The sequence below is a fragment of the Chitinophaga ginsengisegetis genome (assembly GCF_900168065.1).
Classification (GTDB): domain Bacteria; phylum Bacteroidota; class Bacteroidia; order Chitinophagales; family Chitinophagaceae; genus Chitinophaga; species Chitinophaga ginsengisegetis.
On record NZ_FUZZ01000005.1, the window covers coordinates 603654 to 619979 of the forward strand.

A 16326-nucleotide genomic window follows, 5' to 3' on the forward strand; every position below is an offset into this window, starting at 1 on the left:
TTTATGCTTAGAACCTTTGACCACCAATGGCCAAACCACCATCTACCAAAATACTCTCCCCGGTAACAAAGGATGCAGCCGGACTACTCAGCCACAACACCAGTTCGGCCACCTCTTCAGGTTTCGCAAAACGGCCAAGAGGCGCATGTTTCTTGAAAGGCTCCTGTAATGCTTCCGCACCTTCCGTTGGAAAGAAACGGTCAAACATCGGGGTATGAATATAGCCAGGCTGAACATTGTTCACCCGGATTCCCGCCGGCGCTGCTTCAATAGCCAGTGCCCGGATCAAACCATCAGTACCTGCTTTACTGGCGGAATATACGCCAGAACCGGCGCCGGCCCCGCGGGCCAGCCACGATGAGGTATTTACAATCGCCCCACCGGTACCTTGCTTCTTGAATTGTTCAATTTCATATTTGCAGGATAACCACACCCCCTTTAAGTTGATGCCAATTACTTTATCAAATTCTTCTTCCGGCGTATTTTCAATCAACCCGAATTGGCCTTCAATACCGGCGTTATTAAACGCAATATCCAGTCGCCCGAAACGCGCTACCGTATCCGCTACCAGCTTTTGCACCATCGCACCCTGCGATACATCGGCCGCAATAAAATGTACATCGGAACTGATTTGCTGTAATGCGTGTAATGCTTTTTGTCCTTCTGTTTCCCGGCGTCCTGCAATCACCACTTTGGCGCCATTGCGCAGAAATAATTCAGCCGTTGCGAAACCTATACCGGTAGTGCCTCCTGTAATCAGGGCTACTTTGTCTTTTAATACTTCCTGTGCCATATATTTTTTATTTATGACACAAAGATAGCCGGCGCATTACTCCCGGAATTATGCGAATCAAACAGGTAGTTATGAAATGGAAACAGTCGCCTTCCGGAACTGGTTGGGTGTTTGTCCAGCTTGTTTTTTAAAGAAGATATTAAAGTTAGAAGCATGCTCAAAGCCCAGGCAGTAACCAATTTCCGCGATATCGCAGTTGCTGTGCAGCAGCAGCGCCTTTGCTTCGGCGGTTATTTTCTCCGAAATCCATTCGGTAGTGGTTTTTCCGGTGGTTTCCTTTAATGCCCGGTTCAAATGATTGGTATGAACAGATAAATGCTCGGCATACTCATTGGCGTTTTTCAACCGGATCACCTGGTGCGGCGGATCAATAGGGAATTGCCTTTCCAGCAACTCTATAAATAATTCACTGATTCGCTGAGACGCGTTGCCCGCCTGGTAATAGGTTTCAGGTGGCTGCATTTTGAGCGCTTCATGCATAATGATCTGCACATAGCTCTTCTGCAATTCCTGTTTATTGGCGTAGCCGGAATTCATCTCCCGCAGCATATTCTCAAATATCTGCCGGAGAAAATCCACTTTCTCTTTATCAGGAAAAAAGATGTGATTGCCACCAGTTTTAAACAGCGGTGATTGCGCAAGACTGCCATTCTTTAAATGAGCGTCTATAAAGCTTTCCTGGAACAGGCAAAAGTAGCCGGTTTGCAGGTTGGTAGTGGGTTCCCAGGAATAAGGGATCATAGGGTTCATGAAAGAAAGACAGGCGCCTTCGATTCTGATGCTTTTATCAGAATAAGATAAAATACCACCGCCTTCTACAATGAGCGAGATCTTATAAAAATCCCTCCTGTTGGATGGTAAATTGGTAGTACTGCAGCCAAATTCCTCCAGCCGGTTTACACTGAACTGCCCGCTTGGATACTCCTTTCCATGTAACTCAAAAAAGGATGTCACACTTTCTTTTGCTTTCATCCGGTAAAGTTATGCAATTCAAACGTAATATCCGGGTAAACCCCGTTTTTCAACAATTCAACCCGTTAAATCCGCAGTTCATGAAAAATTGGATGGCTGTAACCCGTGCCTGTTGCATTTTTACACCGGATGCTACGTATAAAAACAGCCGCATATGAAATTTGAAAAAGTGCATAACAAAGGTCAGGCGCAGATTTTCAGTAACAGGTACCTGGAGTTCCTCACAAAAACCCATCCCATCATTATCTTCGGGATATATCTGCCTGTGATCAGCTATATGTTATACCACAGCCGCACTTCATTACATTACTCCTGGTGGAAGATCAGCTTTATCTACCTGGTAGCCGTACTCGGGTGGACACTCTTCGAATACCTCGCTCACCGGTTCATCTTTCACTGGGTCAGAGAGCATCCGCTGGCAAAGAAAGTTACCTATACCATGCATGGCAATCATCACGAATATCCGCGCGACCGCCAGCGGCTGTTTATGCCGCCGGTGCCAAGCGTTATCATCTCTTCTTTTCTTTTTGCTGTCTTTTATCTGTTGATGAACAATGCAGCCTGGGTATTTTTCCCGGGCTTCATTTCCGGCTACCTCGCCTACGGAAGTATGCACTACGCGATCCACGCCTGGGCGCCACCCTTCAAATGGCTGAAACCCTTATGGCGTAACCACCACCTGCATCACTATAAAAATGAGGAACTGGGTTTCGGCGTAAGCTCTACTTTGTGGGACCGCGTGTTTGGTACTATGTTCTGATAGAGGATCACCGGAAATAAAAGTAATCTGATTATTGTCGGGTTTACATTTAATTATTACCTTAGTTAAAGACGCCTGTTAAATAGCATCTTCAAAGAAGGAAGTAGTGATCTATACCAATCCACGCATCAATATCCCGGCTAGTGTAATATACCTGTTCCTGGCAATGCTGCTCACACGGAGTGATGTGCACGCACAGCAACAACCTATCAGTCATCTCGGCATCGAACGGGGACTGTCCAATAACTCCGTTACCTGCATCCATAAAGATCGTTATGGTTTCATGTGGTTTGGCACTTACGACGGATTAAACCGCTACGACGGATACAGCTTCAAAGTAAGCCGGCAACAACTCAAAGCGCCCAACTCCCTCACCAATAACCGCATCGTTACCATCGCAGAAGATTCTTCCGGCTACATGTGGGTAGGTACCAAACATGGTGCAAACCGGTTGAATGGCCCCACAGGCGTGTTTCAACCTGTTTATTACCGCAGCTTAACGAAGGGCGACACGCTGCCCGTTTCTTCAGAAGTATATACCATCGTCACAAACCGGAAAGGATTGGTGCTCATGGGTACTGCCAGTCACGGTTTGCTCGTTTATCCGGCAGCCGGCAGCGTCGCCCGGCAAATTCCGCTGACAGGTGCAAACACCACCATCGCCAACAATGTTCCCGCTATTGTGAATGATCAGCAGGGCCGGTGCTGGCTCATTGTACAAAACGTTGGCCTCTGCCGGTATGATGAAGAAAAACAGCAGATCGTACGGGTAAATGAACAACAGAAAAGAGGAAATTGCCTCATCGCCGATGCCTCCGGGCAACTCTGGATGGGTACAGACGAAGGCGTATATTGCTACAATCCCGCCACCAACATGCTCTCCCGGTCGCTCGCAGCCACCCGCCACCAGGATAGTAAAGTGATCAGCTTAACCATCGACGCCACCCGGCAACTATGGGTAGCTACCGATGGCGATGGCATTTTTGTAATGCCGGAACACGGAGATACTGCCTGGCAACTCCAAACCGGTAAAGATAAATCGTCCCTTACCAGCAACGCCGTGTATGCCGTGTATGAAGATCGTGATCAGCGTAAATGGATCGGCACCCTGCGCGGTGGCGTTAATATCATCGATAAACAAAAGTCACGCTTTACCACCATCACCCCTAATCCTTTACCAGGTAACAGCCCGGCCGCCAATTTTGCTTTTTCATTTTGTGAAGATGGGAATAAAGATATCTGGATAGGAACCGATGGCGGCGGCATCTCTATATGGAACCGGAAACAAAACTGCTACACCGCATTCGCCCACAAAGCAAACAGTCCCGGTTCACTCAGTAATAATAATGTTACCAGCATCGTAAAGGACCAGGATAATAATATCTGGGTGGCTACTTTCGGCGGCGGCATCAACCGCTACAACAGGGCAAACCATACTTTTGAAAAATACACGTGCAGCCTGAATGGTTATGAAGATAAGTTCGTATGGAAGCTATACCTCGATAGCCAGAATACCCTGTGGGCCGGCGCCTGCATGGGAGGTACCATTTACCGCCTGAATAAAGCCACCAACCGCTTCGAATGTTTTGATCCGGGCCTTCGTGATATCATCACCATCTCGGAAGATAAAGCCGGCGGCCTTTGGTTCGGCACTTTCAACAGGCTGATAAAAGCAGATACAAAAAAACGGCAGCACCAGTATTATAACATGGACTTCAACGTCCGTGCTATCTATGAAGATAAAGCCCATCATTTCTGGATAGGCACAGAAGGAGGAGGACTCGTACAGTTTGATCGCGCTACCGGTAAAAACACCACCATCGCAGAACAGGAAGGGCTGCCCAATAACGCGGTACTGAATATTGAAGAAGATAATAAAGGAAACCTCTGGATGAGCACCTACAACGGTATCGCCCGTTACAGCCCATCCACCGGGCAATGCAAAAATTTTTATGAGTCGGACGGATTGCAAAGTAACCAGTTCAATTACAACGCGTCATTACGACTCTCATCCGGGGAACTGCTTTTTGGCGGCATCAAAGGATTCAACATTTTTGACCCGGCGGCCATCGCGGAAAAAAACGATTTCCCGCCGCTGCTCATCGCGGGCCTCCGCATTTCCAATACGCCATACGACCAGGAACACGCCAAAAGCAGCCACCAGCCGCTTTGCTACCTTGAGGAACTGGTACTGCCCTACGATAAGGCCGTATTTTCGCTCGATTATGTAGCGCTGGAATACTCCTCCCCGGATAAAATCGCCTATGCATATTATATGGAGGGTTGGGATAACGACTGGAACTATGTGAACACCCAACGAACCGCCAACTATACCCGCCTGCATGAAGGTAACTACCGCTTCCGTATAAAAAGCACCAATGCAGATGGCATATGGAACCCGCAGGAACGCATTATAAAAATTAAAGTGCTGCCTCCCTGGTACCGCACCTGGCTGGCGTATATCGTTTACGCATTGCTCACCGGCGGCCTCTTATACGCCTATCGCTTTTACCAGCGCCGGCAGGCCCGCCTCCGGTATGAAATAGAACTGTCGCATATCCGTTCGGAAAAAGAGAAAGAAGTGCATGAAAAAAGACTCTCCTTCTTTACCAACGTATCCCATGAGTTCCGTACACCACTCACCCTGATCATCAACCCGGTAAAAGAACTCCTTTACAGCGATGGCCGCCAGATCGAAAGTAAAGACCTCACCATCGTATACCGCAATGCACGCCGCCTACTGAGCCTGGTAGATCAGCTCCTGTTGTTCAGGAAAGCCGACCAGGAAGAAGATCAGCTGAAAATTGTGCCACTTGACATGGCCGCTATCTGCCGGGAAGTATATCTCTGCTTTACACACCAGGCAGGCATGAAGAAACTGCAGTTCGACTTCAGCTGCAACGCGGAACAGGTAATGGCATACGCCGACCGTGAAAAAATTGAAGTAGCGCTGTTTAACCTGCTGTCCAACGCCTTTAAGTATACGCCCGACGGAGGCAGCATCCATTTCTCCCTGTCAGATCTCCCGGAAGGCATCGTCATCAGTGTTGCCGACAGCGGTTGTGGCATCCCCGGCCAGGTGGGCAACAAGCTCTTTGAGCGCTTTTACCAGGTATCAGAAAAAGATACCACCCTGAAAAATGGCTTTGGTATCGGTTTGTACCTCGTGAAAAAATTTGTACAGGCGCACAAAGGCACCGTGGCATACGAAAGTGAACCCGGCAACGGTACTACCTTTACTATTACCCTCCAAAAAGGAAAAGATCACCTGCATGGCTACTCGGTTTTTGAGGAAACAGCCAAGATGGAATCCCTGTTGGAAGAACTGGTGGAAGAAGACGACCTGGCACTGATGGAAGCAGAGGAAGCTGCCGCGGAAGATACCCTGGATGTGCTGTTGTCGCCCCGCCCCAGCATGCTCATTGTAGACGATAACGGCCAGATACGTGATTATATCAAAAGCATTTTTAAAGCTACCTTCAATATCTACGAAGCGTCTGAAGGAGGGGAGGGCTACCAGCTGGCCAGCCGCCACCTGCCGGATATCATTATCAGCGATGTATTAATGGAAGGACAAAGCGGTATTGAATTGTGCCGGCAGATAAAGTCAGACCCCGCGCTGGGGCATATCCCCGTAGTATTACTCACTGCCAGTTCTTCTCCGGAAATAAAACTAAAAGGTATTGAAGGCGGAGCCGACGACTACCTTAGTAAACCATTTGATAAAGAACTCTTCGTTGCCCGTATCACCAATATTATCCGCAGCCGCAACACCCTGCAGCAATATTTCTACAAGGAAATTACCCTCAATACCGGTAACCAGAAAATATCGGCGGAGTATAAAGAGTTCCTGCACCGCTGTATTGCGGTTACGGAGAAACATCTCGATAACCCCGACTTTAACATCAAACAGTTCGCCCTCGAAATCGGGATCAGCCACTCTACCCTCTATAAAAAGGTAAAATCCATTTCCGGCCACTCGGTAAATGAATTTATCCGCTTCATCCGGTTGAGGAAAGCCGCAGAACTGCTCATTAATACCGGCTGCAATGTAAGTGAAGCCGCCTTCCAGGTAGGATTTAATGACGTGAAATATTTCCGGGAACAATTTTGTAAGGTGTTCGAGATGAACCCATCTGCCTACATCCGGAAATACCGTAAAAAATTTGATAACCAGAAGCAGGTATAAGTTTTCGGGAGATAGAAATGCATATTCCTGTCTCCCGGAATCAAAATCCCTTGAATATTAGCGCCTTATTCCCAATTCCTCCCCCTAAATAGGCGAATCTCTCCCCCATGATTCAGGATGATTCATCCGAATTTTACCCCTGTCAACCAACGCAATGAGGGGCATACAGCCACCTTCATTTTCAAAAGTAATACCCAACGTTATGAAAAAAAGCTACTGTAGTGTGCGGTCTTTTTTACGGATAACTTATGTTGTCCTCTTGTCCCTGACCTCATTACCTCTGTTTACTTTTGCCGCCGTAAAACCGGCCGGCGTCATCATTACCGGTAAGGTAACGGATGAAAAAGGAAGCGCCCTGATAGGTACCACCATCGTAGTAGAGGGTACCCAGAAGTCCACCTCTGCTGATTCAGATGGTAATTACCGTATAGACGTGCCCGATGGCAAACGGGTACTGGTGTTCTCCTGTATCGGGTATATTACCCGCAAAGTACCGCTGGGCAGCGGGTCGGTTTTGAATGTAAAGATGCAGCCGGACGAAAAGAATCTCGGGGAAGTGGTAGTAGTGGGATACGGTGTGCAGAAAAAGGTAACCGTTACCGGCGCCGTGGCGTCTATCGGCACCAAAGAACTGTTGCAATCCCCCGTGGCCAACGTATCCAATATGCTGGTAGGCCGCCTGCCGGGCCTCATTGCGGTACAACGCAGCGGTGAACCGGGCCAGGATGGCTCCAGCCTGAAGATCCGCGGTATCGGCACACTGGATGCCGGCTCGGGGTCAGACCCGCTTATCATGGTCGATGGCATCGAACGATCCAATATCAACCAGATAGATCCCAACGAAATAGAAACCATCAATATCCTGAAAGATGCCTCCTCTACGGCGGTATATGGGGTGCGGGGCGCCAACGGCGTTATCCTCATCACTACCCGCCGCGGCAAAATGGGACCACCCAAACTGAGCTTAACTTCCAACCTGGGCCGGCAAAGCCCTACACAGCTGCCCAAAATGGTGAGTAGCTACGAGTATGCCACCCTGAAAAATGAAGCGCTCAAAAATGACGGAAAAGAGCCTTATTTCACAGCGGAAGACCTGGAACTGTTTAAATCAGGAAAGGACCCCGTGTTTCATCCCAGCGTTGACTGGTTTGATATGATGCTGAAACCTTACTCCCTTCAGTCGCAACACAACCTGAATATCAGCGGCGGTACCTCGCTGGCGAGATACTTTATTTCAGGTGGCTACTTTGAACAGAACGGGGCTTACCGTTATGCGGACTATAACCCGGAGTTCAGCGCCAACCCAAAATACAAACGGTACAACTTCCGCTCTAATTTCGATTTTGATGTAACGCCCCTGTTTACCGTAAAAGTAAACCTCGGCGGGCAGGTAGAGAACCAGAACTACCCGGCCAAATCCGCCGGCGACATCTTCTTCGATGTACTCTCTGCCAATCCTTTTAGCAGCCCTGGTATTGTAGACGGCAAACTGGTAACGATTTCCGGCGCCGTAAATGGCAGGAACCCGCTGCTCACCATGCTCAATGCAGGCTACCAGCAATTGTTCAAGAGCAACGTGAATTCTTCCGTTATCCTCAACCACAAACTGGATTTCATAACAGCCGGTTTGTCGGCCCGTGGTACCATCGCATACGATAGCTGGTACAGCCACTCTATCAGGCGTTCTAAAAACAACGTTACCTACCTCGCCGTAAAAGACCCGGCCAACGCAGATAATATTCTCTATATACCACAAGGGGAAGAAACCACCCTGGGCTTTAGCGAAAGCTACGACAAGCGCCGCAAAATATATGGTGAACTGGCACTGGATTATAACCGCACCTTCGGTGCGCACAACGTAACCGGTTTACTGCTGTATAATCAAAGTAAAGCCTATGCACCCTCGCTTACTTATAAAGTACCCAATGCCTACCTCGGAATGGCAGCGCGTGTTGCTTATAACTTCAAAAGCCGCTACCTGGTGGAGTTTAATATGGGTTATAACGGTTCGGAAAACTTCCCCGAAGGCAAAAGATTTGGCTGGTTCCCCGCTTACTCCCTGGGTTGGGTAGCTTCAGATGAACCCTTCTTCCCAAAAAATAAATACCTCACTTTCCTGAAAGTAAGAGGATCTTATGGAGAAGTAGGAAACGATAAACTCTCCGATATCTTCAATGGCGGCTCCCGGTTTCTCTATCTTCCCTCTGCTTTCGCATACGGTGGCGGATATAATTTCGGCGAAGTAGGTTCTTCTTACCAATGGTATGGCGGCTCTTACGAAGGTAAACTCGGTAACCCCGATATTACCTGGGAAAGAGCAAAGAAATCCAACATCGGTCTTGAAATGAAATTGTTTAATAACCGGTTCTCTTTCACCGGCGACTATTTCCAGGAAAAGCGTAATAATATCCTGGCCATGCGTGGCGCAGTACCGGGCATTGTAGGTGTGAACGACCTGCCGGCCTATAACCTGGGAAGGGTTAGCAACAAAGGGTTTGAGCTCGATGCCGGTTATAACGACTATGTTGGCAAATTGAACTACTGGGTAAAGGCTAACTATTCCTTTGCCCGTAATAAAATAGAATTTAAAGATGAAGCCCCGCGCTCTTATCCTTATCAAAATGAAACCGGTAACCCGGTAGGTCAGTACTTTGGCCTGGTGGCAGAAGGACTGTTCAATACCTGGGACGAGATCAATGATACAAAAAGACCACAGTCTTCCTACGCGCCCGGCGCCAACGGCAGGGATGCCCTCCAGCCCGGCGATATCCGCTATAAAGATGTAAACGGCGATGGTGTCATCAACAACGACGACCAGATGCCCATCGGCTACTCCCAGTTCCCGCAAATCATTTATGGCTTCTCCTTCGGCGCTGCCTATAAAGGATTCGATTGCTCAGTACTGTTTCAGGGAGCTGATAAAGCATCTGTATACCTGGAGCAAATGGCAGCATGGCCATTTGATACCGACTGGCGTAATGCTATGTCAGTACACATGGAACGCTGGAATGAAGAACGGTATAAGGCCGGTGAAAAAATCACTTTCCCCCGCTTGTCGCAAAGCCCCGCCGGTAACAACTATCAGCGCTCCAGCTACTGGCTGAAAGATGCCAGCTACCTGCGCCTGAAAAATGTGGAAGTAGGCTACACCTTTACGGATGGTATCCTGAAACGTGCAAAGATCGGCAGCATACGGGTATATGCCAATGGTATGAACCTCATTACCTGGTCGTCCCTGAAAACATACGACCCTGAAGCGCCGGATGGCCGCGGCCAGTTCTATCCGCAACAAAAGGTATATAACGTGGGGTTGAATCTGCAGTTCTAAAAAATACAAACTATGCAACAAGTAAAATACTATATCATATTAAGTCTGCTGCTGGGCGCATTCTTTTCCTGCACAAGGGATTTTCTCGAAAAGCCGCCATCCGTAGATATTACAGAAGATACTATTTTTTCAAAGATCAGGAATGCAGAAACATTTCTGTATGATGTATACGGCAACAGCGTGCCTTCGGGATTACCTACCGGCTGGAGCGTTTCCAGCAGCGGCGGCATTGTAGCCGGCGTATTGGCAGCCGCTTGCGATGAAGGTGATATCGCCGACAGCTGGCCCGGCACCAACCGGTTTAACGAAGGACAGTGGAATGCCAATGATAACCCGGAAGACGATTTTAATACGCATTATAAAGCCATCCGCAAGGCCAATATTTTTATGGAACGCATCGACGGGGTACCAGATGCCACCGCGGAATATAAAACACAGCTGAAAGCGGAAGCCCGCTTCCTGCGCGCCCTCCAGTACTTTGAACTGGTGAAACGTTACGGAGGTGTACCTATCGTCGACAAGCGTTTGCTTAACAGCGACAACCTCAAACTGCCGCGTAACAAACTGGAAGAATGTATCAACTTTATCATCGCTGATTGCGATGCAGCCGTAACCGGGTTGCCGGCTGCACAGGAAGGTTTCCTCCGGGGCCGCATCAGCAAAGGCGCGGTACTTTCACTGAAATCGCGCGTGTTGTTATATGCGGCAAGTCCTTTGTTCAACAGCGCCACTTCTTATGTACCTACTACCGACGCTACCGCTACACTGGTGGGCTATCATAACTATGATGCCACCCGATGGCAGAAAGCAGCGGATGCCGCTAAAGCGGTGCTCGACTGGGCGCCCACCGGCAGCTGCCGCCTCATCACAGAGTTTGGCGCAGATAAAAACTACGAGTATGTATGGTCGCAACCCGATAACGCGGAAATTATCCTCGCCAATAAATCAAACGGCTGGTGGGGTATTTACAGCGACTACTTCAACTTCACCATGCCGGTGAATATGTATGGAGGATGGTATGGTATTTCCGTGCCGATGAACTTCGTAAAACTTTATGAGAAGAAAACCGGCGGTGCCCAAACCTGGCCTGAATCCGGCGACAACGCCAACGCCATGTACGCTTCGCTGGACCCACGCTTTGCACAATCAATAGGATACAACGGCGCCAGCTGGAACAGTGAAATAGGTGCGGTGCAGATGTACATCAAAACAGATGGCAAACCCGCCCTGCATGGCGGCGACCGTGGCGGCGGACAATGGCTGCATAAGTTCCTGCCCCGCAGCGTTACCTGGTCTTCCTACGGCGCTACCATCAACTGGCCGGTATTCCGCCTGGCAGAATTTTATCTCAACTACGCAGAGGCGTTGAACGAAGCACAAGGCCCCGTAACGGAAGTGTATACCGCTATTAATACGGTTCGCGCCCGCTCAGGTATGCCGGCACTTTCGGGTAAAACAAAAGAAGAAATGAGAACGGCTATACGAAATGAACGCGCCGTGGAACTGGCCTTTGAAGAACATCGCTACTGGGATGTGCGCCGCTGGAAAATTGCGGGCGACGAAGGCGTGATGAACGGAAAGATGTATGGGCTGAGATTAAAGCCTATTGCCGCCAGCAGCGAATTTCATTTCGACCAGGTAGTGTTTGAACAACGGGTGTGGAACGATAAAATGTACCTGTATCCTTTCCCCAATGTGGAAATCTACAAACAATACATGATCCAGAACCCAGGCTGGTAACCCGATTGTAAAACTTCAATACTGAAACAATGAACCGCATATATAAAATAAGTAAAACAGCTTTGCTAACGGCAACGGGTACACTAATCGCCGTTGCAGCATTGGCACAATCCGTTGCCGACTCAGCCTCGGTAACAGCAGATACCACCCTGCAGGTGCCCGTGGCATATGGAGAACAGGCATGGTGGAAAGTAACCGGCGCCTATGGAAGAGTGAACGGCAACGTATTACGGAAATCGGCCGCCGCTACCCTCAGCAATGGCTTGTATGGCCGTATACCAGGGCTCACCGTTATGCAGGGCGGTGGTGAACCAGGCTATGATGCACCGTCCATGACTATACGCGGCGTTAGCTCCTATCGTGGGTCAGGACTCCTTACTTTTGTAGATGGATTTGAAAGCCCTTTTGATCAGCTGGCAGCAGATGAAATTGAAAGCATCACTGTGCTGAAAGACGCTACGGCTACAGCCATGTATGGTATCCGCGGCGCCAATGGCGTATTGCTTGTTACCACCAAAAGAGGATTCAACGGCAAACCTAAAATCTCCTTCCGCGCGCAAACTGGCTTCCAGCGCCCGCAGCGACTACCGGATTTCCTCGGCTCGTACGACTATGCCACGCTCTACAACGAGGCGCTAAGGAATGAAAGTAAAACAGACAGGTATTCACAGGCCGACCTGGACGCGTATAAAAGCGGCAACGACAAATACTTTCATCCTGACGTAAACTGGTATGATGAAGTACTGAAGAAGTCGGCGCCCATGTCGGAATACAACCTGAACCTCACCGGCGGTAACAACAACGCTACCTATTTTGTATCGCTGAACGTACTTAAAAATACAGGACTGTATAAGAACACAGATAAGAAAAGAGAAGAAAGCTCCAACGCCAATTTCCTGCGTTATAACTTCCGCTCCAATGTGGATATTAAAGTAACAAGGCGTTTAAGCACTTCACTGGACCTCGCCGGCAGGGTGGAAGACCGCAGCTATCCCGGCGTTGGCGCCCCGGAGATCTGGAGCAATATGATGCTTATACCACCTAATGCCTTCCCGGTGCGCAACCCCGATAACTCCTACGGAGGCACCTCTGTGTATCGCGGTAACCCCGTAGGACTGGTACTGGGCCGTGGCGTAGCTACCACGCACGCCCGCAGCCTGCAGGCTACCATGCGCCTCAGCTATGCCCTGGATCAGATTACACCGGGATTAAAAGCCGGTGCAGCAGTATCTTTCAATAACTGGTTCCAGGGTAATGATGATAAAACCAAACAGTTCGCGGTATTCCAGCTGCTCAAAAATCCGGCAGGAGATACCATCTACAATAAGTTTGGCGACAACACTACCATAGTAGAAAATGATGGGGTGAACGATCAGTGGAGACGCACCAACACCCAGTTCAATCTTACCTACAACCGTACCTTCGGTGAACATAGCATCGATGCCTTGATGCTGTACCAGCAGGATGTTTATACCATATCAGGTAACAACGTTCCCTATGCGCATCAGGGTACCGCCGGCAGGATAACGTACGCGTATAAACGAAAATATATCGGCGACTTTTCCTTCGGCTACAACGGCTCCGAAAATTTCCCCAAGGGCAAACGCTTTGGCTTTTTCCCCGCCATATCCGCCGGATGGATCCTGTCTGAAGAACACTTCCTGCAACAGGCGGAGTGGATCAGCTTCCTGAAACTACGGGCCTCCTATGGCCAGGTGGGCAACGACCAGGTAGGTGGCCGCCGTTTCCCTTACAACCAGTACTACAGCAGCGGTGGAGGATATTACTTTGGTAAGGATAACCGCTACGCCGGTGGCATGGATGAAGGCAGCCTTGCTAACCCCGATATCACCTGGGAGAAAAACCGCAGGGCCAATATCGGGATAGACGCTTCCCTGTTGCACAACAGGATCAGCGTTATGCTCGACCTCTTCGACGAAAAAAGAACAGATATCCTGGCGGAAAGATATGGCGCTGTTCCCGGCTATATAGGCGTGGGACTGCCGGCTGAAAACGTAGGCAGCGTAAGGAACAGGGGCTTTGAATTACAACTGGGATACCAGAGCGAAGTAAAACATAGCTTCAGTTATTTTGCCACCGCCTCCGCAGCCTTCGCCCGGAATAAAATATTATACATGGCAGAAGCGCAACAGCCCTATGCCTATCTCAACCGCACCGGTCAAAGCATCGGGCAGCCTTTTGGCTTACAGGCCATCGGGTTTTTCAAAGATGAGGCAGATGTGAGTAACAGCCCGCAACAGATTTTTGCACCCGTGAAACCCGGTGATATTAAATACAAAGACCAGAACGGCGACCACATCATCGATATTTATGATGAAGTAGCCATCGGTAAACCCGTACTGCCGGAATGGACCTTTGGTTTGCACCTGGGCGTACAATACAAAGGGTTCGATCTGGATGCATTTTTCCAGGGTGTCACTAACCGCAGCGTTATGTTATCCGGTCCGCTGGTATGGGCGTTTGTAAATGATGCGAAAGCAGCGCCCATCGCTATGGGCAGATGGACGCCGGAAACAGCGGCTACTGCCACTTATCCGCGTCTTACTACTGCGGCGAATGATAATAACTATCGCTCTACCGATTTCTGGCAGCGCGACGGCAGCTTTGTAAAACTGCGCAACATCGAACTGGGATACACCTTCCCGGCCTCGCTGTTGTCGCGTATCAGGATGCAGCAGCTCCGCCTGTATGTGAACGCAACCAACGTGTTTTCACTGGACCACATTCATTTTGCCGATCCTGAAACACTCAGCGGGTATCCCGCTATGCGCTCCATGAACGCAGGTGTACGCGTGCAATTATGATCATCATCTCAACAAAAAATTTCAAGGTTATGAAATATAAGTTTTGGTTATTTTTTACAGGAGCAGTTACACTCATCACAACCTCCTGTAAAAAAGATTTCCTGGACAGACAGATTAGTACAGAACTGACGAAAGACGAAGTATTTACTTCCTACGCCAGAACCCGCGACTTCCTCATAGGTACCTACGGCTTCCTGCCCGATGGCTTTAACCGGCTGGATAATGCCATGCTGGACGCCGCCACAGACGACGCTGAGTTTACCTGGGAAGGCAGCGCCATTCAACGCTACAATAACGGCAGCTGGAACCCTTACATAAATCCGGACGATAACTGGAATACCACTTACACGGCTATACGTCGTACCAATCTTTACCTGGAGCAATCCGGTAATGTGGATCTCAACATGTATAAGCTCAACCCCGACGCTACCGCACAGCAAACGTACCGCAACATGACGGCCGACCTGGAGCGCTGGCGCTATGAGAACCGCTTCCTGCGCGCTTACTTTTATTTTGAACTGGTAACCCGCTATGGCGGCGTACCGCTCATTACCAAAACACTGGCGTTGTCCGATAGTCTCAACCTGCCGCGTAATACCTACGATGAATGCGTACAGTTTATTACATCGGAATGCGATTCCGCGGCTGCGCATCTGGAAGTAACTGTGTCTGATAACGATCTTGGCAGGGCCACCAAAGGCGCTGCACTGGCGCTGAAAAGCCGTATGCTTCTCTATTATGCAAGTACCCTCAATAATAAAGGACACTTACAGGAGCGCTGGATAGCTGCCGCAAAAGCAGCAAAGGAAGTGATCGACCTGGATGCCTATCAGCTGGAAAATGATTACCGCGCACTGTTCCGCAGCACCACCAGTGAAGAAATCATTTTTGCGCATCGCTATGCTCCCGGCAATGGCTTTGAACGGGCCAACTATCCCATCGGTTATGATGGCGGCGGCAGCGGCACCACACCAACGCAAAACCTGGTGGATGCCTATGAAATGACTGATGGCAGCACTTTTAACTGGAGTAACCCCGATCAGGCCGCGCATCCATACGATAACCGCGATCCGCGTTTAGCCATGACCGTGATCCTTAATAATTCCCAGTGGAAAGGCCGCGCCGTGGAAGCATATACCGGCGGCCGCGAAGGCAGGGGAGTAGACCGCGCTACTAAAACAGGCTACTACCTGAAAAAGTACGTGGATGAAAACCTCGACCTGGTACAGAATAAAACCAGCGTACACACCTGGATCCTGTTCCGGCTCGGTGAAATTTACCTTAATTACGCGGAAGCCATGAACGAGGCATACGGTCCCGATCAGGACCCGCAGGGCTTTGGCTTAACCGCCATTGAGGCCATTAACAAAGTACGTGACCGCGCATCGGTAAAGATGCCGCTGCTGCTGGCCGGTCAATGGAACACAGCCACTCTCCGTGATAAACTGCGCAATGAAAGAAGAGTGGAATTGGCCTTTGAAGAACACCGCTATTGGGATGTGCGCCGCTGGGAACTGGGTGTGGCATTGTTTAATACACCGGTATATGGCGTAAACATTACCCGCACCAACGCTGCTACATTTACGTATGAAAAAGTAGAGGTGGAAGGAAGGGTGTTTCAGCCCAAAATGTACTGGTATCCGATACCACAGGCGGAGAAAATGAAATCATCTGCCCTTACACAAACACCCGGCTGGTAAATGTATTTTAAAGATAACT

General features: G+C 49.4%; 8 protein-coding genes. 6 read left to right on the forward strand and 2 right to left on the reverse strand.

What is annotated here, in order from left to right; all coding sequences use genetic code 11:
* Positions 1-7 precede the first annotated feature (7 nt).
* Positions 8-793 (reverse strand): SDR family NAD(P)-dependent oxidoreductase, encoded by a 786-nt coding sequence (locus B5Z18_RS28655; protein ID WP_079472980.1) that lies wholly within the window; start codon positions 791-793, stop codon positions 8-10.
* A gap of 69 nt (positions 794-862) precedes the next feature.
* Positions 863-1765 (reverse strand): AraC family transcriptional regulator, encoded by a 903-nt coding sequence (locus B5Z18_RS28660; RefSeq protein ID WP_079472981.1) that lies wholly within the window; start codon positions 1763-1765, stop codon positions 863-865.
* Positions 1766-1919: 154 nt separating this feature from the next.
* Between B5Z18_RS28660 and B5Z18_RS28665 the strand changes: the two genes are divergently transcribed.
* The 6 genes from B5Z18_RS28665 to B5Z18_RS28690 all read left to right on the forward strand — a co-directional run bounded on the left by B5Z18_RS28665 (position 1920) and on the right by B5Z18_RS28690 (position 16307).
* Positions 1920-2525 (forward strand): sterol desaturase family protein, encoded by a 606-nt coding sequence (locus B5Z18_RS28665; protein ID WP_079472982.1) that lies wholly within the window; start codon positions 1920-1922, stop codon positions 2523-2525.
* A gap of 106 nt (positions 2526-2631) precedes the next feature.
* Entirely contained in the window at positions 2632-6714 is a 4083-nt protein-coding gene (locus B5Z18_RS28670) for a hybrid sensor histidine kinase/response regulator transcription factor (RefSeq protein WP_079472983.1), read from the forward strand.
* A 202-nt stretch (positions 6715-6916) separates the two neighbouring features.
* Positions 6917-10042 (forward strand): SusC/RagA family TonB-linked outer membrane protein, encoded by a 3126-nt coding sequence (locus tag B5Z18_RS28675; protein WP_079472984.1) that lies wholly within the window; start codon positions 6917-6919, stop codon positions 10040-10042.
* A 12-nt stretch (positions 10043-10054) separates the two neighbouring features.
* Positions 10055-11782, forward strand: coding sequence for a RagB/SusD family nutrient uptake outer membrane protein (locus tag B5Z18_RS28680; protein WP_079472985.1), 1728 nt, complete (start codon positions 10055-10057; stop codon positions 11780-11782).
* 29 nt (positions 11783-11811) lie between these two features.
* A complete protein-coding gene (locus tag B5Z18_RS28685; protein WP_079472986.1) occupies positions 11812-14607 on the forward strand; it encodes a SusC/RagA family TonB-linked outer membrane protein in 2796 nt (931 codons plus the stop codon).
* 29 nt (positions 14608-14636) lie between these two features.
* The gene (locus B5Z18_RS28690) at positions 14637-16307 is read left to right on the forward strand and encodes a RagB/SusD family nutrient uptake outer membrane protein (RefSeq protein ID WP_079472987.1); all 1671 of its coding nucleotides are present in this window, start codon (positions 14637-14639) and stop codon (positions 16305-16307) included.
* The last annotated feature ends 19 nt before the right edge of the window (positions 16308-16326 follow it).

Bases quoted from the DNA above. Each gene is read 5' to 3' on its own strand.
- B5Z18_RS28655 (WP_079472980.1), bottom strand. From the start codon at position 793: ATGGCACAGGAAGTATTAAAAGACAAAGTAGCCCTGATTACAGGAGGC.
- B5Z18_RS28660 (WP_079472981.1), bottom strand. From the start codon at position 1,765: ATGAAAGCAAAAGAAAGTGTGACATCCTTTTTTGAGTTACATGGAAAG.
- B5Z18_RS28665 (WP_079472982.1), top strand. From the start codon at position 1,920: ATGAAATTTGAAAAAGTGCATAACAAAGGTCAGGCGCAGATTTTCAGT.
- B5Z18_RS28675 (WP_079472984.1), top strand. From the start codon at position 6,917: ATGAAAAAAAGCTACTGTAGTGTGCGGTCTTTTTTACGGATAACTTAT.
- B5Z18_RS28680 (WP_079472985.1), top strand. From the start codon at position 10,055: ATGCAACAAGTAAAATACTATATCATATTAAGTCTGCTGCTGGGCGCA.
- B5Z18_RS28685 (WP_079472986.1), top strand. From the start codon at position 11,812: ATGAACCGCATATATAAAATAAGTAAAACAGCTTTGCTAACGGCAACG.
- B5Z18_RS28690 (WP_079472987.1), top strand. From the start codon at position 14,637: ATGAAATATAAGTTTTGGTTATTTTTTACAGGAGCAGTTACACTCATC.